This is a genomic window from Streptomyces sp. NPDC001514, from assembly GCF_053597075.1.
The window spans coordinates 38,550-59,991 of record NZ_JBSFHO010000008.1 but is presented as its reverse complement, the minus strand read 5'-3'; the positions used below and the strand labels follow the sequence as shown (position 1 = coordinate 59,991).

Sequence of the window (21,442 nt, the reverse complement as noted above, 5' to 3'; positions counted from 1 at the left end):
GGCCGCGAAGACCGTGAGGGACATCACGTGTCGGAGGGCCGGTGCGTGGAGAGCGGCTACTTTCCGTAGGCGCAGTTCGTACGCTCCGCCGCCCCGGGGGTCCCCGCCCGCGACCCCGACCCCGGGCCCGGCGTGCGCCAGTTCGTCGCGAGCGCCGGGCCGAGGTGGTCGAGATAGCTCTCGGTCAGTGCCCTGATGGTGTCCATGCTCGGGTCCTCGCCCTGGCCCCAGAGCCGGCCGGTCACCCGCATCACCCCGGTGAAGGCGGCGACGGCGACCCGCGGACGGGGGTCGGCGTCCACATCGAGGCCCTCGCGGTCGGCGATCAACCGGGCGACCTGCTCGTCGAGTTCGGCGGAGCGGCGCAGATGCACGGCGAGCAGCGCGGGTGTCGACTCGATCATCTGGTACGTCCGCATGTAGAGCTCGACCGGGACGACCGCTTCGATGACCTCGTCGATGGTGTCCCAGGCGATGTGCGCCGCGTTGCGCATTGCGTCGAACGGGCCCTCCTCGGCGGGCCGTTGCCGCAGCTCCGCGAAGAAGTGGGACTCGACGAGCTCCTGGACGGCGAAGGCCGCCTCTTCCTTGCTGGTGAAGTACCGGAAGAAGGTGCGCTGGGACACCTCGACGGCGTCCGCGATCCGGTCGACCGTCGTGTGCTCGTACCCCTGCGTCGTGAAGAGCTCGAGCGCGGCCCGCAGCAGGGCGTTGCGGGTGCGCTGCTTCTTCAGCTCACGCAGTCCGGTTCCCGTCACCTCGTGGCCTGCTCTCCGCCGTCCCATCGCTGCTTTTCCCAGCTCAGCGTACCTGTGAGCTACATGACAGTTACCGACTCATGAATTACTTTGTCAACTGTCAGTGACTGACACTAGCCTCGATCGCATGACTAGTCAGACCACCGTCGACAAGGCGCCGGCGGACCATCCTCCCGTACCGGCGCCGGCCAAGGGGCTCCGCGGCCACCCCTGGCTGACGCTCTTCTCCGTGGCCATCGGCGTGATGATGGTCGCGCTCGACGGCACGATCGTCGCGATCGCCAACCCCGCCATCCAGAGGGACCTGGGCGCCTCGCTCGCGGACGTCCAGTGGATCACCAACGGTTATCTGCTGGCGCTCGCCGTCGCGCTGATCACCGCCGGCAAGCTCGGTGACCGCTTCGGCCACCGCCAGACCTTCCTGATCGGCGTCGCGGGCTTCGCCGCCGCCTCCGGGGCCATCGGCCTCTCCGACTCCATCGCCCTCGTGATCGCCTTCCGCGTGCTCCAGGGTCTCTTCGGCGCCCTGCTGATGCCGGCCGCGCTCGGCCTGCTGCGCGCCACCTTCCCCGCCGAGAAGCTGAACATGGCGATCGGCATCTGGGGCATGGTCATCGGCGCGTCGACGGCCGGCGGCCCGATCCTCGGCGGTGTGCTTGTCGAGCACGTCAGCTGGCAGTCCGTCTTCTTCATCAATGTGCCGGTCGGCGTCGTCGCGCTGGTCCTCGGACTGGTCATCCTCAAGGACCACCGCGCCGAGAACGCGCCGAGGTCCTTCGACATCCCCGGCATCGTGCTGCTGTCCGGCGCGATGTTCGCCCTCATCTGGCCGCTGATCAAGGCCGGCGAGTGGGGCTGGGGCTCGGCGAACACCCTGGGGTGGCTGGCCGGGGCACTGGTTTTGTTCGTGCTGTTCGCCCTCTGGGAGAGCAAGGTCAAGGAGCCGCTCATCCCGCTGCGGCTCTTCCGCTCCGTCCCGGTCTCGGCGGGCACGGTGCTGATGGTGCTGATGGCCTTCGCCTTCATGGGCGGCCTGTTCTTCGTCACCTTCTATCTGGCGAACGTGCACGGCATGAGCGCCGTCGACAGCGGTCTGCACCTGCTGCCGCTCACCGCGATGATGATCGTCTCGTCGCCGCTCGCCGGAGCGCTCATCACCAAGTTCGGCCCGCGCATCCCGCTGGTCGGCGGCATGGTGTGCACGGCGGTCGCGATGTTCGGGATGACCACTCTTTCGACGGACACCGGCACGCTGCCGATGTCCGTCTGGCTGGCCCTCCTCGGCCTCGGCCTGGCCCCGGTCATGGTCGGCGCCACCGAGGTCATCGTGGGCAACTCGCCGCTGGAGCTGTCCGGTGTGGCCGGTGGCCTGCAGCAGGCCGCCATGCAGGTCGGCGGCAGCCTGGGTACGGCGGTGCTGGGAGCGGTCATGTCGGCCAAGGTCAGCTCGGACCTCGCCGGGAACTGGGCGGACGCGAAGCTCCCGCCGCTCACACCCGAGCAGCTGGGCATGGCGAAGGAGGCGGTCGAGGTCGGTATCGCCCCGGTCACCCCGCAGACCCCGAAGCCGGTCGTGGAGCAGATCACCGGCGTCGCTCAGGACACCTTCATGTCGGGGATGCACATGGCCTTCACGGTCGCCGGCATCGTCGCGGTGGTCGCCGCCGGGGTCGCCCTCTTCACCAAGCGCGGTGAGAACGCGGAGGCGGGTACGGGCGCGGCCCACATCTGACGCCGATCTCTGACGCCCCCATCTGACGCCGACCTCTGACGTCGGCGCCCGACGTCAACTTCCGACGAACGACAGCCCCGCCGGACGGTTCCGGCGGGGCTGTCGCCTATCAGGGTGATCCGCCCCGGCGGGTCTTCCGCCCCCACCTCCGTACCGGTCAGGCTGCGGCCAAGTGATCCACAACGACACGGGGGTTGATCCACCATGCGTACGACCGTCCTCACCGCCACCCTTGCCCTGACCACGGCACTCCTGCCCGCTGCCGCCTCCGCCGCGACCGGGCCCGCGCTCGGCGCCTGCGGCCCCGGGGAGCTGTGCCTCTGGCAGAAGCCGGACTTCAAGGGGACCCGTTACGTCCATGAGCTGTCCGGGCTCGACATCGACTCCTGCGTACCGCTCCCCGCCGGCACCACCGCCCAGGCCCTCGCCAACCGCACCGGACGCCCCGTCACCACCTACCAGTCGGCGGAGTGCGCGGAGACCGGTGAGTTCGAGACGTACCCGGGCGGCGGCACCTGGGTGCCGCAGTCCCCGTACAAGGTGCGGGCGTTCAAGGTGTGGGAGAACTAGGAGCCTGCGCCGGCATCTCGGGCGTGACTGCCGAGGCCACCGGGGCCGAGGGGGCCACCGGGGTCACCGGCGCCCCCGACAGCCGCGCCACCTCCGCCCGCAGCTCCCTGACCTCCCTGGTCAGGGCCTCGAGGAGCGCCGTCTGCCGGCGCTCCTCGGCATCGTCCCGCTCGAAGCGGGAGATGAACCAGGCCGCGATGTTCGCGGTCACCACACCGAGCAGCGCGATACCGGAGAGCATCAGCCCGACCGCGAGCACCCGTCCGAGCCCGGTGGTCGGCGCGTGGTCCCCGTACCCGACGGTCGTCATCGTCGTGAACGACCACCACACCGCGTCACCCAGCGTCTTGATGTTCCCGCCCGGGGCGTCCCGTTCGACGTGCAGCACCGCCAGCGAGCCGAACATCATCAGTCCGACCACCGCTCCCGCCACATAGGTGGTCAGCGTGACCTGCGGGGCCATCCGGGCACGCCGGCCCACGAGCATCAGTGTCGAGACCACCCGCAGCAGCCGCAGCGGCTGCACCAGCGGGAGCAGCACCGCCAGCAGATCCAGTGGGTGGCTGCGGATGAACAGCCGCTTGTACGGCGCCAGCGCCAGCCGTACGACGTAGTCGCAGGCGAACGCGCCCCACACCACCCACTCCACGAGCATGCAGAGCTGATGCATCCAGCGCTGGGCGTCCGGCGCCACGATCGGCACGGCATAGGCGACGCCGAACGCGATGGCGAGCCCCAGCAGCGGCCCCTGGGTACGCGCTTCCCAGCGCATCTGCGCCGTTCGATCCTTCATGGGCGCATCGTAAAGGGGGGTGTGGGGGGACCTCGTCCCCCCACACGAGAACTACGCGTCGCCGCCCGCAGCGCCCGGCTCCGCCGCCGCCACGTCGAGCAGCTGGTAGCGGTCCACGGCCTGCTTCAGCACCGAGCGGTCCACCTTGCCGTCCCTCGCCAGCTCGGTGAGCACCGCGAGGACGATCGACTGGGCGTCGATGTGGAAGTACCGGCGGGCCGCGCCCCGCGTGTCCGCGAAGCCGAAGCCGTCGGCGCCCAGCGAGGTGTAACGCCCCGGTACCCAGCGGGAGATCTGGTCCGGCACCGACCGCATCCAGTCGGAGACGGCCACGAACGGGCCCTCCGCGCCGCCGAGCTTCTGCGTCACGTACGGGACGCGCTGGTCCTCCTCCGGGTGGAGCAGGTTGTGCTCCTCCACCGCCACGGCGTCGCGCCGCAGCTCGTTCCAGGACGTCGCCGACCACACGTCGGCGCGTACGTTCCACTCCTCGGCGAGGATCCGCTGCGCCTCGACCGCCCACGGCACCGCGACACCGGACGCGATGATCTGCGCCGGAATCCCGCCCGCCTCGCCCGCCTTGAAGCGGTGGATGCCCTTGAGGATGCCCTCCACGTCCACGTTCGCCGGCTCCGCGGGGTGCTGGATCGGCTCGTTGTAGACGGTCAGGTAGTAGAAGACGTCCTCGCCGTGCGGGTGCTCGGCGTCGGAGCCGTACATCCGCCGCAGACCGTCCTTGACGATGTGCGCGATCTCGAAGCCGAAGGCCGGGTCGTACGCGACACAGCCCGGGTTCGTGGAGGCCAGCAGCTGGGAGTGGCCGTCCGCATGCTGCAGACCCTCACCGGTCAGGGTCGTACGCCCCGCGGTCGCACCCAGGACGAATCCGCGGGCGAGCTGGTCTGCCATCTGCCAGAACTGGTCGCCGGTCCGCTGGAACCCGAACATCGAGTAGAAGACGTACACCGGGATCAGCGGCTCGCCGTGCGTCGCGTACGCAGAGCCGGCGGCGATCAGCGAGGCCGTGCAGCCCGCCTCCGAGATGCCGTCGTGCAGCATCTGGCCCGTCGGGGACTCCTTGTACGCGAGGAGCAGTTCGCGGTCCACTGCCTCGTACTGCTGGCCCAGCGGGTTGTAGATCTTCGCGCTCGGGAAGAACGAGTCCATGCCGAAGGTGCGGTACTCGTCGGGCGCGATCAGCACGAACCGCCGCCCGATCTCCTTGTCCCGCATGAGGTCCTTCAGCAGTCGCACAAACGCCATGGTGGTGGCGATCGACTGCTGTCCGGAGCCCTTCTTCACGGCTGCGTACGTCTTCTCGTCCGGCAGGACGAGCGGCTGCGACCGCACGACCCGGGTCGGGACGTACCCGCCCAGCGACTTGCGGCGGTCGTGCATGTACTGGATCTCCTCCGACTCGCGGCCCGGGTGGTAGTACGGCGGCAGGCCGGACTCCAGCTCCTTGTCGCTGATCGGGAGGTGCAGCCGGTCGCGGAAGCCCTTGAGGTCGTCGACCGTCAGCTTCTTCATCTGGTGGGTCGCGTTGCGGCCCTCGAAGTTCGGGCCGAGCGTCCAGCCCTTGACCGTCTGGGCGAGGATCACGGTCGGCTGGCCCTTGTGGGCGCGGGCCGCCGAGTAGGCCGCGAAGATCTTCTTGTGGTCGTGGCCGCCGCGGCCCAGATGCAGGATCTGGTCGTCCGTCATGTTCTCGACCATGGCGCGCAGCCGGTGGTCCTCGCCGAAGAAGTGCTGACGGATGTACGCACCGGTCTCCGTGGCGTACGTCTGGAACTGGCCGTCCGGCGTCGTGTTCAGCTTGTTGACCAGGATGCCGTCGCGGTCCTGCGCGAGCAGCGGGTCCCAGGTGCGGTCCCAGATCAGCTTGATGACGTTCCAGCCGGCGCCGCGGAAGATCGACTCCAGCTCCTGGATGATCTTGCCGTTGCCGCGCACCGGGCCGTCCAGGCGCTGCAGATTGCAGTTGACCACGAAGGTCAGATTGTCCAGGCCCTCACGGGCGGCGATGGACAGCTGGCCGAGCGACTCGGGCTCGTCCATCTCGCCGTCGCCGAGGAACGCCCACACGTGCGACTTGGAGGTGTCGGCGATCCCGCGCGCCTCCATGTAGCGGTTCATCCGCGCCTGGTAGATCGCGCCGATCGGGCCGAGCCCCATCGACACGGTCGGGAACTCCCAGAAGCCCGGCATGAGCCGCGGGTGGGGGTACGACGACAGTCCGTTCGGGTACTTCGACTTCTCCTGGCGGAACGCGTCGAGCTGGGTCTCGCTCAGCCGGTCCAGCAGGAACGCGCGGGCGTAGACACCGGGCGAGGCATGGCCCTGGAAGAAGATCTGGTCGCCGCCGTCGCCCTCGTCCTTGCCCCGGAAGAAGTGGTTGAAGCCCACGTCGTAGAGCGACGCGGAGGAGGCGAAGGTGGCGATGTGGCCGCCGACGCCGATGCCGGGGCGCTGGGCGCGGGACACCATCACCGCGGCGTTCCAGCGGGTCGCGTTGAGGATCTTGCGCTCGATCTCCTCGTTGCCGGGGAAGAACGGCTCGTCCTTGGTCGCGATCGTGTTCACGTAGTCCGTGCTGCGCATCTCGGGCACGGCCACGCGCTTCTCGCGGGCGCGCTCGATCAGGCGCAGCATGAGGTAGCGGGCTCGCTCACGGCCGCGCTCGTCGACGGCGGCGTCGAGGGAGTCGAGCCACTCCCGGGTCTCCTCCGGATCGAAATCCGGGACCTGGCTCGGCAGGCCGCCAATGATGATCGGGGTGCGATCGGATCCGGAAGCCACGCTGTTCCTTCGCTGCTCGGTTGCGGGGTGGGGTTCTCGGTGAAGTTCTCGGTGATTGCGCCGTTCCCCATCGTGTACCCCGGGAGCAATTACGTCATCTCTACCGATGGGTAACCAACCGCCCTCGATTGGCGGACCGGCGCCACCGAAGCGTACAAAGGTGGCGAAGAGGGTGGGGCGTTTCGCCGCCCCGGACGCAGGACTCCCTGGAGATGAGGGCGGGACGGCCGTAAACGTCACCGTTTCGGCGGTCTCGGCGGCCGGGTACTTGCGCGATCCGTCCCGCCCGTGTGGACTACGGCCAACGCCTCGCGTACGCGCGCGGCTGAAGCATTTTCCGAAACAAGATCAGGAGGCAAGCCGTGAGCGCGACCGCGGACCACGCGGAGGAGCGGACCAACCCGGCTGCAAGGCTGGGGTTCGAGCCCGGACAGGTGGTCCAGGAGATCGGCTACGACGAAGACGTCGAGCTGGAGCTCCGTGAGGCTATCGAGGCCGTCACCGGCCAGGAGATCGTCGACGAGGACTACGACGACGTGGCGGACGTCGTCCTGCTCTGGTTCCGTGACGAGGACGGCGACCTTACGGACGCACTGGTGGACGCCATCGGACTGGTCGATGACGGCGGAACGGTCTGGCTGATGACGCCGAAGACCGGCCGTGACGGCTATGTCGAGCCCAGCGACATCAATGAGGCCGCCCAGACCGCGGGCCTCTCGCAGACCAAGAGCATCAACGCCGGCAAGGACTGGACCGGCAGCAGGCTGGTCACGCCCAAGGCGGCGAAGTCCAAGCGCTGAGCACCAGCTGTCCCGGGGCCCCCGCCGACCACCGTCGGCGGGGGCCCTGTGCGTAGGGTTGGGGCCGACGGTCAGGACCCGGATCCGTGAAGGGATGGAATGGACATGGCGATCGAGGTCGGCACCAAGGCCCCGGACTTCCAGCTGAAGGACAACCACGGGCGGACGGTGACGCTCTCCGAATTCCGCGGCGAGAAGAACGTCGTGCTCCTCTTCTACCCGTTCGCCTTCACCGGTGTGTGCACCGGAGAGCTCTGCGCCCTCCGCGACGAGCTGCCGAAGTTCGTCAACGACGACACGCAGCTGCTCGCCGTCTCCAACGACTCCATCCACACCCTGCGGGTCTTCGCCGAGCAGGAGGGCCTCGAGTACCCCCTGCTGTCGGACTTCTGGCCGCACGGCGAGACCTCGCGGGCGTACGGCGTCTTCGCCGAGGACAAGGGCTGCGCCGTGCGCGGCACCTTCATCATCGACAAGGAAGGCGTGGTGCGCTGGAGCGTCGTCAACGCCCTGCCGGACGCCCGCGACCTGAACGACTACATCAAGGCGCTCGACACCCTCTGACCGGATATTTCTGGGGGGCAACCCACAGACCCCCGGCAGAAAGCCTGTTTCGCCCGGGAACCGGTCACTAGGATCCAGACGTTGATCCGATGCCAACGCACGACGGGGGCGCTGCCCCTGAACACCACTTGGGAGGACTCGTGGGAGTCAGCCTCAGCAAGGGCGGCAACGTCTCGCTGACCAAGGCCGCCCCCAACCTGACCGCGGTCACCGTCGGTCTCGGCTGGGACGTCCGTACGACCACCGGTACCGACTTCGACCTCGACGCCAGCGCCCTGCTGACGAACGCCGAGGGCAAGGTCGCCATCGACGGGAACTTCGTCTTCTTCAACAACCTCAAGAGCCCCGACGGCTCGGTCGAGCACACCGGTGACAACATCACCGGTGAGGGCGAGGGCGACGACGAGCAGATCAAGGTGAACCTGGCCGGCGTCCCGGCCGACGTTCAGAAGATCGTGTTCCCGGTCTCCATCTACGACGCCGAGACCCGCCAGCAGTCCTTCGGCCAGGTGCGCAACGCGTTCATCCGCGTCGTGAACCAGGCCAACGGCGAGGAGCTCGCCCGCTACGACCTCAGCGAGGACGCCTCCACCGAGACCGCCATGGTCTTCGGCGAGCTGTACCGCAACGGGGCGGAGTGGAAGTTCCGCGCCATCGGCCAGGGCTACGCATCGGGTCTGCGCGGCATCGCGCAGGACTTCGGCGTCAACGTCTGAGCCAGTCGCACATTCCTGTCTGCTGGGGGTCCGGGCCGGTCCCCCGGGGAATGCAGCCGGCGCCGCACACCATCCGTGCGGCGCCGGACGCGCCTGTAGTTCCGTACATAACAGGGGAGGACCCACCGTCATGGGCGTCACGCTCGCCAAGGGAGGCAATGTCTCCCTCTCCAAGGCCGCACCGAACCTCACCCAGGTCCTCGTGGGCCTCGGCTGGGACGCGCGCTCCACCACCGGAGCGCCCTTCGACCTCGACGCCAGCGCGCTGCTCTGCCAGTCGGGGAGCGTGCTCGGTGACGAATGGTTCGTCTTCTACAACAACCTGACGAGCCCGGACGGTTCGGTCACACACACCGGCGACAACCTCACGGGTGAGGGCGAAGGGGACGACGAGTCGCTGATCGTGGACCTCTCCGCGGTGCCGGCACACTGCGACAAGATCATCTTTCCGGTCTCGATCCACGAGGCCGACAACCGCGGCCAGACCTTCGGCCAGGTCAGCAACGCGTTCATCCGGGTCGTGAACCAGGCGGACGGCCAGGAGCTCGCGCGCTACGACCTGAGCGAGGACGCGTCCACCGAGACCGCGATGATCTTCGGCGAGCTCTACCGCTACGGGGGCGAGTGGAAGTTCCGGGCGGTGGGACAGGGGTACGCGTCGGGGCTCCGGGGCATCGCTCTAGACTTCGGGGTCAACGTTTCGTAAAGCCGCGTGCGGCACGGGGGAGACCCGTTACCAACGGGGCCCGTACAACCGATGGGATAGGCAGTGGTCCTGAGAACATTCGGCTGGTCGTTCGCCATTACAGCGATCGGCCTTGCATTCGCCGCCTGGCAGTGGGGGTGGGAGGCGTTCGGGATCGTCCTGATCCTGTCGATCCTCGAGATCTCGCTGTCGTTCGACAACGCGGTCGTCAACGCCGGAATCCTGAAGAAGATGAATGCCTACTGGCAGAAGATCTTCCTCACGGTCGGCGTGCTCATCGCGGTATTCGGTATGCGGCTGGTCTTCCCCGTCGCCATCGTCGCCATCAGCGCCAAGGTCGGGCCCATCGAGGCCGTCCAGCTCGCGCTGGACGAGCCCGAGCAGTACGAGGCGCTGGTCACCGACGCCCACCCGGCCATCGCGGCCTTCGGTGGCATGTTCCTGCTGATGATCTTCCTCGACTTCATCTTCGAGGACCGTGACATCAAGTGGCTCGCCTGGCTGGAGCGCCCGCTCGCCAAGCTCGGCAAGGTCGACATGCTGTCGGTCTGCATCGCCCTGATCGCCCTCCTGGTCAGCGCGATGACCTTCGCGACCCACGCCCACACCAGCTCCGGCTACGCGGACAAGTCCGCCACCGTGCTGCTCGCCGGCGTCGCCGGTCTGATCACGTATCTGATCGTCGGCGGTCTCTCCGGCTACTTCGAGGACAAGCTCGAGGAAGAGGAGGAGCGCGAGCACGAGGAGGAGGAGAAGGCCAAGGCCGAGGGCAAGCAGGTCTCGGCGGTGGGCCTGGCCGGGAAGGCCGCGTTCTTCCTGTTCCTGTACCTGGAGGTGCTGGACGCGTCGTTCTCCTTCGACGGAGTCATCGGTGCCTTCGCGATCACCAACCACATCTTCTGGATGGCGCTCGGCCTCGGCATCGGCGCCATGTACGTCCGGTCGCTCACGGTCTACCTGGTCCGCCAGGGCACCCTCGACGACTACGTCTACCTGGAGCACGGCGCGCACTACGCGATCGGTGCGCTCGCCGTCATCCTGCTCGTCACCATCGAGCACCAGATCAGCGAGATCATCACCGGTCTCGTCGGTGTCGTGCTGATCGCCTGGTCCTTCACCTCCTCCGTGATGCGCAACAGGCGCCTCGCGGCGGAGGAGACCGAGGAGAAGGCGCTCGCGGCAGAGTAAGTGTGACGCCGCAGGGTTTGAGGAACGCTCTCAGCGGGGCGGCCAGGAGGCACACCGGCCTCCGGGCCGCCCCGCGCGGTGTTCCGGGACTTCGGTTCAGGGCCTTCAGGGCCTTCAGGGGCATCGGGGTCTCCGGGGCCTCCGGGGACATCGGGGTCTTCGAGGGCTTCGGGCCTTCAGGGCCGCGCGAGGCATCGGGACCGGCCGGGGAAAGAACCGGCCGGGCGCAGTCAGGGGTGGGTGGGGACATGGCCTTCTGGGACGGTTGGTGGCGTGGCAGGGGAGTGGCGCAGTTCGACTCGGGCAGCGCCTCGACCAACTCGATTCAGCTGACGAGGCGGCACCCCCAGGTGTCGCTCACCAAGCAGGGCGCCGCCACCGGCAACCTCCGGGTCAATCTGTCGTGGCGGATGCGGACCTCCGACATCGAGGGCCGCTCCAAGCAGAGCGGCCGGCTGCTGCGGAACCCCTCCAAGCTCTTCAAGCCCGAGGTCGTCCAGGCGCACACTCAGGGCGTCGTCAACGTGGACCTCGACCTCGGCTGCCTCTACGAGCTGATGGACGGCAGCAAGGGCGTGGTGCAGCCGCTCGGCAGTTTCTTCGGCAGCCTCAACGAGCCGCCGTACGTCAGGCTCAGCGGCGACGACCGCTTCGGCGCGCCTTCCGGCGAGACGTTGTTCGTCAATCTCGACCACCGCGACTCGATCAAGCGGCTGCTGTTCTTCGTCTACATCTACGACAGCACGCCGGCCTTCGACCGTACGCACGCGAAGGTCACGCTGTACCCGAGCAACGGGCCGCGCGTGGAGATCGAGCTGGACGAGCGCGCCCCACAGGCCCGCTCGTGCGCCGTGTTCACCGTGGAGAACGTCAAGGGTGAGCTGGTCGTGCGCCGCGAGGTGAAGTTCGTGTACGGCTTCCAGGCGGAACTGGATCGCCTGTACGGCTGGGGACTGCAGTGGGGCCGCGGCTACAAGACCAAGGCCTGAGCCGCCGTCCCCCTCCGCCCCGTCCTACGCCTCCCCTTTTCCGTTGCCACGCCTGTTTTCCGTTGCCACGCCTGCCGCTGGTCACTGGCGGACGAACTGGGGGCCCATCGGAGGCAGCCGGAAATTCGGGTCGGGCGCCGGGGCGGCAGCGGCGGCGGGCTGCGGATAGCCGTACGCGGGCTGTGCCGAGGGCTGCGGTGAGGCCGGCTGGGGGTAGCCGTACGCAGGCTGCGGTGCGGGCTGGGGCGTGGTCTGCTGCGGGTAGCCGTACGCGGGGGACGTGGGCGCGGGGAACGTGGGTGCGGGCACCTGCGCCTCGGGCTGCTGCGGCTGGGTCGGCGACGGGGCCTGCGACGTGGCGGCCTGTGTCTGCGGCTGCGGCTGTGACGGTACGGACGGCTCCGGCTGCGCCTCGGGCTCGGTCTCGTCCACCGAGATGCCGAACGCCGTGGCCAGGCCGATCAGCCCGGTCGGGTAGCCCTGCCCCACCGCCCGGAACTTCCAGCCGTCCCCGCGCCGGTACAGCTCACCGCAGATGATCGCGGTCTCCTCGCCGGTCTCCGGCCGTACGTCGAACACGGCCAGCGGCTCGCCGTCCGCCGCCCCGGCGTCGTACAGCATGATCCGCAGGTCCCGTACGGCGGCGAAGCTGCCGCCGTCGGAGGACGCCGCGAGCACCACCTGGTCGACCGACGGGTCGAGCGATCCGACGTCCGCCTGGACGGTGTCGGTGAGCCCCTCGGCCTCGCGCTTCTTCGGCAGCAGCCGCACCAGCCCGGAGGGGTGGCGGGGCTGGTTGTAGAAGACGAAGTCCTCGTCGGAACGCACACGGCCGTCGGTCCCCAGCAGCAGGGCGGAGGCGTCCACGTCCGGGACCCCGGGACCGGGAGACCAGCGCAGTACGGCCCGTATCGCCGTCGCTCCGAGCGGAACGTTGGAGCCCTTCAGCATCGCATGCGTCATGCCCGTCATCCTGCCTTCCCGTCCCCCGCGCGGACAACGCGGGGGAGGGAGGGCATGCACCTGCCCGGACGCGGGCAGCCTGAGTCGGGGGCCGGAAACCGGACGAGTTACCTGGATTTCATGCGCTTGGGGAACTCATGACACCTGCACCTACGTACTATTACCGGCCACCTCAAAAACAGGGCCGCGACGGCAGTACGGGGGATCTACATGCGTCATTTCGGGCATATCCCGGCCACTGCACGTAAGGAACTGTTCCACAAGGAGCCGTGCGAGTTCGATGCCGGCTCCCCCGCACGCATGCTCTCGGCCGCCCTCGGGGCCACGCTCTACAGCCCCGCGACGCGGCCCCGGCTCGCGGACGACATCCTGAAGCAGGCAGCTCGCGGGGTGGTCTCCATGGTGCTCTGCCTGGAGGATTCCATCGATGACGCCGAGGTCCAGGACGCCGAGGAGAACCTGGTCCGCCAGTTCGCCGACCTCGGCGTGCGCGGCGCCGATGTGCCGCTGCTCTTCATCCGGGTCCGTAGGGCGAGCCAGATTCCGGACCTCGTGCGGCGCCTTGGCGAAACGGTCCGGCTGCTGTCCGGATTCGTACTGCCGAAGTTCACGCAGGAGCGCGGCGGAGCCTTCCTGGAGGCCCTCACCGCGGCCGAGACCGAGAGCGGCAGCCGGTTGTACGCCATGCCGGTGCTCGAGTCCCCCGAGCTGCTCCATCTCGAGACCAGGGCCGAGACCCTGAAGGGGATCGCCCGGACGGTCGGCGAGTACCGGGAGCGGGTGCTCGCGCTGCGGCTCGGTGTCACCGACTTCTGCTCGGCGTACGGACTGCGCCGTTCGCCCGACATGACGGCGTACGATGTCCAGATCGTCGCCAATGTCATCGCCGACGTCGTCAATGTGCTCGGCCGCTCCGACGGGACCGGGTTCACCATCACCGGCCCGGTGTGGGAGTACTTCAGGCTCCAGGAGCGCATGTTCAAGCCCCAGCTCCGCCGCAGCCCCTTCCTCGAGGTGCGGGCCGAGAAGCTGCGTACCGCACTGATCGAGCACGACCTCGACGGGCTGCTGCGGGAGATCGAGCTGGACCGGGCCAACGGTCTGCTCGGCAAGACCTGCATCCACCCCTCCCATGTGCTGCCCGTGCACGCGCTGTCGGTCGTCAGTCATGAGGAGTTCAGCGACGCGCAGGACATCCTTCGCCCGGAGCGGGGAGGTGGCGGAGTGATGCGGTCGGCGTACACGAACAAGATGAACGAAGTGAAGCCGCACCGAGCCTGGGCGGAGCGCACGCTCCAGCGCGCCGAGGTGTTCGGCGTCGCACGCGAGGACGTCGGATTCGTGGAACTGCTCACCGCCGGGCTCGCCGGCTGATGCCGGGGACGACGAGAACGGCCAGGACGACGAAGCTGATGGCGAAGACGACGAACGCGGCAGAGACGACAAGGACGAAGGAGAGCGGAACGCCAGTGGTGTGGTCGGGTAGCTGGGTCGCCCAGCGGCTGGGAGTCGAGCTCGTCGGCGACGACGCGCTGAAGGACCTGCTGGGCCTGGCCCTGCGGCGCAACCCCAAGCGGGCGCATCTGCTGGTGTCGCATGTGCTCGGCAAGCATGTGCCGCAGAGCCCGGCTGCCGTGTACGAACACGGGTTCGCACTCGGTGTGCGGGTGCGCGAGCTGCTGGGCGACGAGGAGGCCGCGCGCTCGGTGGTCCTCGGCTACGCGGAGACGGCGACCGGCCTCGGACACTCGGTCGCCGACGGACTCGGGCTCGCACCCTACCTCCACTCCACGCGCCGCCCCGTCGACGGCGTCGCCCCGGCCGGCGGCTTCGAGGAGTCGCACTCGCACGCCACCTCCCATCTGCTGCTCCCGGAGGACCCCAAGCTGCTGGCCGGAGCCGGCCCCTTGGTGCTGGTCGACGACGAGTTCTCCACGGGCAACACGGTGCTGAACACGATCCGCGACCTGCACGAGCGCCACCCCCGCGAGCGGTACGTGGTCGTCGCCCTCGTCGACATGCGCTCGGCGGCCGACGCAGGCCGCCTGGAGGACTTCGCGAAGGAGATCGGCGCCCGGATCGACCTGGTGGCGACGGCCGGGGGGACGGTACGGCTCCCGGAGGGGGTGCTGGAGAAGGGCCAGGCGCTGGTGGCGGAGCACGAGGGCATGGCCGTCGGCGCGCCGTCGGGCGTGGCGTCGGGTGCGCGCTCGGCTGTCCGCGTGGAGCTCGGCTGGCCCGCCGGTGTCCCCGACGGCGGACGGCACGGGTTCACCCCCGCCGACCGCATCGCGCTCGAGGCCGAGCTGCCGGCGATGGCGGCCCGGATCGCCGAGGCGACCGGTCCCGCGGAACGGATCCTCGTGCTCGGCTGCGAGGAACTGATGTACGCGCCCCTGCGGCTCGCCCACGCGCTGGAGGCCCTGGGTGCGAGCGAGGTCCGGTACTCGACGACCACCCGGTCGCCCGTCCTCGCCGTGGACGACCCCGGCTACGCGATACGGACCAGGCTGGTCTTCCCGGCCCACGACGACCCGGCCGACGGGCCCGGCGAGCGGTACGCGTACAACGTGGCCGACGGCGGCTTCGACGCGGTCGTCGCCGTCGTCGACTCCACCGCCGACACCGAGGCACTGCACGCCCCCGACGGGCTGCTGGCGCAGCTCGCCGAGCACATACCGCACGTCGTGCTCGCCGTCGTCCCCAGCTACGTCCCGGCCCCTGAAACTCAAAGCTACGTCCCCGCCCCTGAAACTCCCGGATACGTCCCTGCTCCTGAGACTCCCGGAAGGGAACCCATGCTGCCCGATCCGCTCCGCGGACCCGCCTTCTCCTCCTACGCCCCGGACGAGGTCGGCTGGCTGCTCCAGGACCTCTCGGACGTCGAGCTCGAAGCGCCCACGGAGGAGCGCGAGGAGGCGATACAGAGCGGTGGCGCGCACTACGCCGAGTCGCTGCCCGTCGAGTACCAGCCGAGCGCCCAGTACCAGGAGCTGTTCCGCGCCGCGCTCGACACCTCCGCCGCCCGCATCGCCCGCGCGGTCGGCACCGTCACCGAGACCGTGCTCGCCGAGCGGGCCGCGCGCCCCGTCCTCGTCTCACTCGCCCGCGCCGGCACGCCGGTCGGCGTGCTGATGCGGCGCTGGGCCCGGCACCGCCGCGGCCTGGACCTCCCGCACTACGCCGTGTCGATCGTCCGCGGCCGCGGCATCGACGCGAACGCGCTGCGCTGGCTCGCCGCGCACCACGACCCGGCCGACGTCGTGTTCGTCGACGGCTGGACGGGAAAGGGCGCCATCACCCGCGAACTGGCCGCCGCGCTCGGCGAGTTCGACGGCTTCGACCCCGAGATCGCGGTCCTCGCCGACCCGGGCGGCTGCGTTCGTACGTACGGCACCCGAGAGGACTTCCTCATCCCGTCCGCATGCCTCAACTCCACCGTCTCCGGGCTGATCTCCCGTACGGTGCTGCGCTCCGACCTGGTCGGCCCTGACGACTTCCACGGCGCGAAGTACTACCGCGAGCTCGCCGGCGCCGATGTCTCCGGCCACTTCCTGGACACCGTCGAGGCCCGCTTCGACGAGGTCGCCGACGCCGTGGACACCGAGGTCAAGGAGCTGCTGTCGGCGGACCGGGCGCCCACATGGGCCGGCTGGGCCGCGGTGGAGCGGATCAGCGAGGAGTACGGCATCCACGACGTCAACCTCGTCAAGCCGGGCGTCGGCGAGACCACCCGGGTCCTGCTGCGCCGCGTCCCCTGGAAGATCCTGGCCAAGCGGGGCGCGGGCGCCGACCTCGACCACGTAAGGCTGCTGGCAGGGCAGCGCGGCGTACCGGTCGAGGAGGTCGACGACCTTCCGTACACCTGCGTCGGGCTGATCCACCCCCAGTACACGCGCGGCGCGACCGGCGCCGACGGCAGGGCGGTGGCGGGCCAGTGACCCTCTCCCTCATCGCCAGCGATCTCGACCGTACGCTCATCTACTCGGCGGCCGCACTGCAGTTGACGGTGCCCGACGCCGAGGCGCCCCGGCTGCTCTGCGTCGAGGTGCACGAGAGCAGGCCGCTGTCCTACATGACCGAGACTGCCGCCGGGCTCCTCGCTGAGCTGGCCCGTGACGCCGTCTTCGTCCCGACCACGACGCGAACGCGCAAGCAGTACCGCAGGATCAATCTGCCGGGCCCCACACCGGCGTTCGCGATCTGCGCGAACGGCGGGCATCTGCTGGTCGACGGCGAAACCGACCGCGGCTGGCGGCGGATGGTGGCTGCCCGGCTCCTGGCCGAGTGTGCCTCGCTCGCCGAGGTGCGCACCCATATGCTCGCGGCGGCCGACCCGGCGTGGCTGCTCAAGGAGCGGGTCGCCGAGGACCTGTTCGTGTATCTGGTCGTCGAGCGCTCGCTGCTGCCGGAGGGCTGGACGGAGGAACTGGCCGCATGGGCCGAGCCCAGGGGGTGGACCGTCTCCCTGCAGGGCCGCAAGATCTACGTGGTGCCGAAGCCGCTCACCAAGAGCGCGGCGGTCCACGAGGTCGTCCGGCGCACGGGCGCCGAACGCGTCCTCGCGGCGGGCGACTCGCTCCTCGACGCCGACCTGCTGCTGACCGCGGACCACGCCTGGCGCCCGGGCCACGGCGAACTGGCCGATACGGGCTGGTCCGCCCCGCATGTCACCGTGCTCCCGGAGCGGGGGGTCGCGGCCGGCGAGGAGATCCTGCGGCGCTTTGCGACGACGGCGACCACGACGGCGGTGACGACTGCGCCGGCGCCGACGACACCGACGGTCCCGCTGCCGGCCCCGTCCCCGGCCCCGTCCCCGGCCCCGCACACGACGGACGCGGCAGACACGGCGGCGACGCGCTGAGCAGCTGAGCCGAGGTTCGACGGGACCTAGCCGCAGCAGCCGCCCCCGCAGCACCCGCCGCCGCTCGCGGCAGGTGCCGGTGCCGACTGCGTACGCGTACCGCCGACGGCGACGGCGGACAGCAGCTTCACGGTGTCCTCGTGGCCGACAGGGCAGGCGGCGGGGGCGGAGGACTCGGCCATGGGCCGGCTCACCTCGAACGTGTCGTCGCAGGTGCGGCAGCGGTACTCGTAACGGGGCATGCGCACAGATTAACCCTGGCGGGCGCGTGCCCCACCGGTTGCCTCACCGGTTGCCCCACCGGCCGCCGCTTCGGGATGGCGTGCCCTGTAGTACGGATTGTCGTGGGGGAGGGCGCTGCCGACGCGCCCGTACATCCCGAACCACATCAGCATGATCCCGACGACGAAGCTGAAGAGGACGTTCTGGATCCGGAAGTTGAGGAAGTTGTACTCCGTCTCCAGCATGCCGAGGCCGATGAAGCCGTTGAGGATGAAGAGGATGCCGAGAACCATGTTCAGGGTGGAGGCGAAGTTGCCCCCGATGACCATGCCGACGAAGAGCAGCAGTCCGACGCAGATGGACAGCACACTCAGCGCGCCGTTGGTGTTGAGGCCCCCGACGGTGTTGTTGCCGGTGTCGAAGAACCCGAGGTTGTGGGTCAGGCCGAGGATCCCGAAGGCGAGCAGGACCAGCCCCATGAGCCCGGCGCCGACGCGGTAGACCTGGTTGAGGCGGTGGTCGACGGGCAGATGCTCGTCCAGTACGACGTGGATGCCGCTCTTGTGGTGCGCGGTCTGGCGTACATGAGTGGATGCCACGGTGGCCTCCTTACAGGCGTACGTACATCCACCAGCATCCGCCCGCGCCGACGACCCGACAAATCCTCGGCCGTCGTGCCGTCCGTCGTGCCGCCGCCTGCGCCGGCCGTCGTGCCGGCCGCCTGCGTCGGCCGTCTGCGTCGGCCGTCTGCGCCGGCCGCCTGGGTCACGCGTGCAGTCAGGCGCCTGCGTCAAGCGTGTGCGCCGCGCTCCTCGCGGATCTGCTCGACGACGCGCGCCACGGCCTGCCGTACCGCTTCCGTCTCCGTCAGGAAGTGCCAGTAGTCGGGGTGGCGGCCCTCGAGCCCGGCCACGGCACGCTCCAGCCGGGCGACGGAGTCGTCCAGGGGCCGGGCGTGGCGCGGGTCCGGGGTGTTGCGGCCCGCCATGGCCAGACGCTGGGCGTCGCGGATGGCGAACCGGGTGCGCTGGATCTCCTGCTCCGGGTCCTTCGCGACGGCGTCGAGACGGCGCAGCCGGTCGCCGGCGGCCGAGACGGCCTCGTCCGTGCTGTTCAGCAGCGCCCGGACCGTGCCGAGCAGGGCGGTCGCGTCCGGCCAGCGCTGCTCGTCGCGCGCCTTCGCCGCCTCCTTGAGCTTCTCCTCGGCCCGGCGGACGTTCTCGGCGGCCTGCGCGGGGACGGGCTGCAGATCCTGCCAGCAGGCGGCGGTGAAGCGGCGGCGCAGCTCGCTGAGGACGGGCTCGACGCCGCCCGCACGAGTGGTCAGGGCCTGGGCGCGGGTGCGCAGCGACACGAGCCGCTTGTCGATCTCGGCGGCACGCTCGGGGAGCCGCTCGGCCTCGGTCCGTACGGCTTCGGCTTCCCGTACGACCCGGTCGGCACGCTGCAGCGTGTCCGCAACGCCGTGCCGGCCGGCGCCCTCGTTGAGCCTCGTCAGCTCGGGGGCGAGGGCGGCGAGGCGGGCGGCCAGATCGTCTGCTCGCAGTCCGGAGCCCCGCACCGAATCGAGAGCATTGCTCGCGGCAATGAGCGCCTGTCGCGCGCGCTCCACCGCCGGCGCGAGCCGGGCCAGCTGGGTCTCCGCCTTGTCGAGCAGCGGCCCGAGCCCCTGCGCGAACCGGTCGAGCTCGCCCTTGACCCGTACGAGCTCGTCCTTCGCCTTCGTCAGCTCCGTACGCGCCCGCGCCGCGACCGACGCGTCGAGCCCGTCCCGGTCGAGGTCGTGCGCGTCGACCGCCGTGATGTAGCCGTGGCTGACCTCGTCGATCCGCCGCCCCAGCGCGGCGAACTCCTCCACCGCCCGGCGCGCGCCCGGCGAACTGTCCACGGCCGTGATCGTCTCGATCGAGATCCGCAGATCGCGCTGGGCCGTGTCGAGCTCGTAGAAAGCCGCGGCGGCCGCGTCCTTCGCGGCCTGCGCATCCGCCCGCTGACTCTCCCCGCGCCCCCCGCCGAACCAGCGGCGTGTCCCCCCGCTGCCCCCGCTTGCGAAGGCCCCCGGCAGCGCGACGGCGACCAAGGGCAGCGGCAGCAGGACCACGGCGACAAGATCCCGCAGACCCCGCGCGACACCCGCTTTCGCTTTCACTCCTGTGTGCGGCCGCGCGTGTGTCGCCGTCACATCCCTCTCCCGTGCCGTGTCCGCCCTGCCCGGTTCATTCTCCCACCTGGTAAGGACGAACACACGGGCCCGTTAGTTCGCTCGTACGACAACCTCTCCGCGCTGTCGCTGATCCGGTCCGACGGCGAAGCCGAGCGCCACCGCCTCGTCGTCCGCCCGCCACGGCCCCACGGCCCCAGGGCTCACCCCGGTTCCTACCCGACCCCGACATGATCTGGTTTGCGGCACCCACCGGTGGTCCATGTACGCTGTTGCCTCATTCCGGGTGCGTAGCTCAGGGGTAGAGCGCTGCTCTTACAAAGCAGATGTCGGCGGTTCGAAACCGTCCGCGCCCACCAGCACAAAGGCCCCTCGCCGATCATGGCGAGGGGCCTTTGACATCCACTTCTGACATCAACGGGGACGATCAGGAGCGGTCGCGCCGGGTCCTGAGCAGCCGGTCCATATGGCCGACCGCTTCACGCTGGGTGTCCTGTACGACGTGGGTGTACACGTTCATCGTGACAGCGATCTGGCTGTGGCCGAGGATCTCCATCACGACCCGGGGCGGGACGCCGGCGGCGGTGAGGAGAGTCGCCGTGCCGTGTCGGGCATCGTGGAGCCGGATGACTCGGAGACCGGCGTTCTTCGCGACGCGGGTGAACGAGCGGTAGAGGTTGCGGGGCTCGATCGGCTGTCCCGTCCGAGTGGTGAAGACGTACCCGGTGTCCTCCCACTTCTCCCCGGCACGCTCGCGCATCGCGGCCTGCTTGAGGCGCTGCCACCGCAGGGGAGCGATGCAGATGGCGGGCAGGGGAAGTGTCTGCTTGCGGCGGCGCCCCTTGGGATCGTCCTCGTACACCTCCCCGGAACCTCAGGCCCGGAACACCGGAGAGAACATCCGTTTCTCGCGCGCACTGCTGGAGGAGCACGGCGTCCCAGTGTCGTCCGTGCTGCTGGTGAGCAAGCCGTACGAGGAGCGACGGGCCTACGCCACGGCCCCCAAGCTGTGGCCGGACGTCGAGTTCGTCAGTGCGTCAGCGCCCATGACCCTGGCCGACTACATCGACTCGATCGGCGACGCCTGCCTGGTCGTCGACATGCTGGTCGGAGCGCTTCAGCGCCTGCTGATCTACCCCGCCCAGGGCTTCATGATCAGCCAGGCGGTCCCTCAGGATGTCCAAGACGCCTACGAACGCCTGTGTGCCCAGGGGTTCACGAGTCGGCTTATCCCTGATGCCTCTCAGGCGGAGTGAGTAAAAACCTTCTCTACGGGTTCAAGGCACCCGCCGCGCACGCGCGGCGCGTGCGGCCCGGCGCCCGGGCCGCCGCTCATGTCTTCGCCAGCGGCGGCCCGGGCACCGGCCCGCACACCTGACGGCTCGGGTTGATGGACGAGAAGGCCCGTCTGGTCAGGGCGATTGCTCCACGTTCACGTCAGAACGATGCCTCCGGCGGGGGCGCTCAGGCTCCGGGATGGAGGGGGACCGCGGGCGGCTGCGGGCCGGTCGTGGTGAGCGTGGGGGCTCCCATCCCGCCTGCCATCGACCCAGGCAGAGCCGAACAGACACGGGCCCTGGCGTCCAGGTCGTTCGTACAGTGGCGCGCTCCCAGCAA

Annotated in this window: 18 protein-coding genes, 1 tRNA gene and 2 pseudogenes; 13 read left to right on the top strand and 8 right to left on the bottom strand. The window is 69.7% G+C overall.

Translation table 11 applies throughout. The features are described from left to right. Positions 1-56: 56 nt before the first annotated feature. On the bottom strand, positions 57-758 hold the full coding sequence (locus ACWCXB_RS11345; RefSeq protein ID WP_450721468.1) for a TetR/AcrR family transcriptional regulator: 702 nt from the start codon (positions 756-758) through the stop codon (positions 57-59). Positions 759-885: 127 nt separating this feature from the next. On the opposite strand from ACWCXB_RS11345, the gene ACWCXB_RS11340 reads away from it, so the two are divergent. Together ACWCXB_RS11340 and ACWCXB_RS11335 are read left to right on the top strand one after the other, a co-directional pair. Further along, positions 886-2,490, top strand: a complete 1,605-nt coding sequence (locus ACWCXB_RS11340) for an MFS transporter (protein ID WP_450721467.1) — start codon at positions 886-888, stop codon at positions 2,488-2,490. Between the two features lie 204 nt (positions 2,491-2,694). Beyond that, the gene (locus ACWCXB_RS11335) at positions 2,695-3,060 is read left to right on the top strand and encodes a peptidase inhibitor family I36 protein (RefSeq protein ID WP_450721465.1); all 366 of its coding nucleotides are present in this window, start codon (positions 2,695-2,697) and stop codon (positions 3,058-3,060) included. Here ACWCXB_RS11335 and ACWCXB_RS11330 read toward each other — a convergent pair. Beyond that, positions 3,041-3,853, bottom strand: coding sequence for a potassium channel family protein (locus ACWCXB_RS11330; RefSeq protein WP_450721463.1), 813 nt, complete (start codon positions 3,851-3,853; stop codon positions 3,041-3,043). The two genes, ACWCXB_RS11335 and ACWCXB_RS11330, sit on opposite strands and share 20 nt — an antisense overlap. 51 nt (positions 3,854-3,904) lie before the next feature. Continuing rightward, complete coding sequence (gene aceE / locus ACWCXB_RS11325; protein WP_450721461.1) at positions 3,905-6,652, bottom strand: pyruvate dehydrogenase (acetyl-transferring), homodimeric type; 2,748 nt, start codon at positions 6,650-6,652, stop codon at positions 3,905-3,907. Between the two features lie 362 nt (positions 6,653-7,014). Between aceE and ACWCXB_RS11320 the strand changes: the two genes are divergently transcribed. From ACWCXB_RS11320 to ACWCXB_RS11295, 6 genes are all read left to right on the top strand, one after another. Then, positions 7,015-7,452: a DUF3052 domain-containing protein gene (locus ACWCXB_RS11320; protein WP_450721459.1), complete on the top strand. Its 438-nt coding sequence runs from the start codon at positions 7,015-7,017 to the stop codon at positions 7,450-7,452. 105 nt (positions 7,453-7,557) lie between these two features. After that, positions 7,558-8,016: a peroxiredoxin gene (locus ACWCXB_RS11315; RefSeq protein ID WP_450721457.1), complete on the top strand. Its 459-nt coding sequence runs from the start codon at positions 7,558-7,560 to the stop codon at positions 8,014-8,016. Between the two features lie 140 nt (positions 8,017-8,156). Beyond that, entirely contained in the window at positions 8,157-8,732 is a 576-nt protein-coding gene (locus tag ACWCXB_RS11310) for a TerD family protein (RefSeq protein ID WP_450721455.1), read from the top strand. Positions 8,733-8,862: 130 nt separating this feature from the next. Continuing rightward, positions 8,863-9,438 carry a TerD family protein gene (locus ACWCXB_RS11305; RefSeq protein WP_450721453.1) on the top strand — a complete coding sequence of 192 codons (576 nt, stop codon included), beginning with the start codon at positions 8,863-8,865 and terminating at the stop codon, positions 9,436-9,438. Between the two features lie 63 nt (positions 9,439-9,501). Then, positions 9,502-10,626 (top strand): DUF475 domain-containing protein, encoded by a 1,125-nt coding sequence (locus ACWCXB_RS11300; RefSeq protein WP_450721451.1) that lies wholly within the window; start codon positions 9,502-9,504, stop codon positions 10,624-10,626. A 248-nt stretch (positions 10,627-10,874) separates the two neighbouring features. Beyond that, positions 10,875-11,615 carry a TerD family protein gene (locus ACWCXB_RS11295; protein WP_450721449.1) on the top strand — a complete coding sequence of 247 codons (741 nt, stop codon included), beginning with the start codon at positions 10,875-10,877 and terminating at the stop codon, positions 11,613-11,615. A gap of 81 nt (positions 11,616-11,696) precedes the next feature. Here ACWCXB_RS11295 and ACWCXB_RS11290 read toward each other — a convergent pair whose 3' ends face one another. Further along, entirely contained in the window at positions 11,697-12,578 is an 882-nt protein-coding gene (locus ACWCXB_RS11290) for a TerD family protein (RefSeq protein ID WP_450721447.1), read from the bottom strand. 210 nt (positions 12,579-12,788) lie between these two features. On the opposite strand from ACWCXB_RS11290, the gene ACWCXB_RS11285 reads away from it, so the two are divergent. The 3 genes from ACWCXB_RS11285 to ACWCXB_RS11275 are packed head-to-tail and all read left to right on the top strand — an operon-like array spanning position 12,789 to position 17,442. After that, positions 12,789-13,952 (top strand): HpcH/HpaI aldolase/citrate lyase family protein, encoded by a 1,164-nt coding sequence (locus tag ACWCXB_RS11285; RefSeq protein WP_450721445.1) that lies wholly within the window; start codon positions 12,789-12,791, stop codon positions 13,950-13,952. Between the two features lie 38 nt (positions 13,953-13,990). Further along, the gene (locus tag ACWCXB_RS11280) at positions 13,991-16,519 is read left to right on the top strand and encodes a phosphoribosyltransferase (RefSeq protein ID WP_450721443.1); all 2,529 of its coding nucleotides are present in this window, start codon (positions 13,991-13,993) and stop codon (positions 16,517-16,519) included. Next, a complete protein-coding gene (locus ACWCXB_RS11275) occupies positions 16,516-17,442 on the top strand; it encodes an HAD family hydrolase (protein WP_450721441.1) in 927 nt (308 codons plus the stop codon). The genes ACWCXB_RS11280 and ACWCXB_RS11275 overlap by 4 nt, the downstream gene beginning before the upstream one ends. A gap of 26 nt (positions 17,443-17,468) precedes the next feature. On the opposite strand, the gene ACWCXB_RS11270 is transcribed toward ACWCXB_RS11275, so the two are convergent. The 3 genes from ACWCXB_RS11270 to ACWCXB_RS11260 form a co-directional block, all read right to left on the bottom strand. Next, the gene (locus ACWCXB_RS11270) at positions 17,469-17,684 is read right to left on the bottom strand and encodes an FmdB family zinc ribbon protein (protein ID WP_450721439.1); all 216 of its coding nucleotides are present in this window, start codon (positions 17,682-17,684) and stop codon (positions 17,469-17,471) included. A gap of 9 nt (positions 17,685-17,693) precedes the next feature. Then, positions 17,694-18,263: a DUF4383 domain-containing protein gene (locus ACWCXB_RS11265; RefSeq protein WP_450721437.1), complete on the bottom strand. Its 570-nt coding sequence runs from the start codon at positions 18,261-18,263 to the stop codon at positions 17,694-17,696. Positions 18,264-18,454: 191 nt separating this feature from the next. Further along, complete coding sequence (locus ACWCXB_RS11260) at positions 18,455-19,846, bottom strand: hypothetical protein (RefSeq protein ID WP_450721435.1); 1,392 nt, start codon at positions 19,844-19,846, stop codon at positions 18,455-18,457. A 263-nt stretch (positions 19,847-20,109) separates the two neighbouring features. Between ACWCXB_RS11260 and ACWCXB_RS11255 the strand changes: the two genes are divergently transcribed. Then, positions 20,110-20,184: transfer RNA gene (locus tag ACWCXB_RS11255), tRNA-Val, on the top strand. 68 nt (positions 20,185-20,252) lie between these two features. Here ACWCXB_RS11255 and ACWCXB_RS11250 read toward each other — a convergent pair. Beyond that, a pseudogene (locus ACWCXB_RS11250) lies at positions 20,253-20,693 on the bottom strand (tyrosine-type recombinase/integrase); the annotation flags it as partial. A 1-nt stretch (position 20,694) separates the two neighbouring features. On the opposite strand from ACWCXB_RS11250, the pseudogene ACWCXB_RS11245 reads away from it, so the two are divergent. Next, positions 20,695-21,081 (top strand): annotated as a pseudogene (locus ACWCXB_RS11245) (YdcF family protein); the annotation flags it as partial. Between the last annotated feature and the right edge of the window lie 361 nt (positions 21,082-21,442).

Coding starts and splice junctions, on each gene's coding strand:
- ACWCXB_RS11340 (WP_450721467.1), top strand. CDS start 886: ATGACTAGTCAGACCACCGTCGACAAGGCGCCGGCGGACCATCCTCCC.
- ACWCXB_RS11335 (WP_450721465.1), top strand. CDS start 2,695: ATGCGTACGACCGTCCTCACCGCCACCCTTGCCCTGACCACGGCACTC.
- ACWCXB_RS11330 (WP_450721463.1), bottom strand. CDS start 3,853: ATGAAGGATCGAACGGCGCAGATGCGCTGGGAAGCGCGTACCCAGGGG.
- ACWCXB_RS11315 (WP_450721457.1), top strand. CDS start 7,558: ATGGCGATCGAGGTCGGCACCAAGGCCCCGGACTTCCAGCTGAAGGAC.
- ACWCXB_RS11305 (WP_450721453.1), top strand. CDS start 8,863: ATGGGCGTCACGCTCGCCAAGGGAGGCAATGTCTCCCTCTCCAAGGCC.
- ACWCXB_RS11295 (WP_450721449.1), top strand. CDS start 10,875: ATGGCCTTCTGGGACGGTTGGTGGCGTGGCAGGGGAGTGGCGCAGTTC.
- ACWCXB_RS11290 (WP_450721447.1), bottom strand. CDS start 12,578: ATGACGCATGCGATGCTGAAGGGCTCCAACGTTCCGCTCGGAGCGACG.
- ACWCXB_RS11285 (WP_450721445.1), top strand. CDS start 12,789: ATGCGTCATTTCGGGCATATCCCGGCCACTGCACGTAAGGAACTGTTC.
- ACWCXB_RS11280 (WP_450721443.1), top strand. CDS start 13,991: ATGGCGAAGACGACGAACGCGGCAGAGACGACAAGGACGAAGGAGAGC.
- ACWCXB_RS11270 (WP_450721439.1), bottom strand. CDS start 17,684: ATGCCCCGTTACGAGTACCGCTGCCGCACCTGCGACGACACGTTCGAG.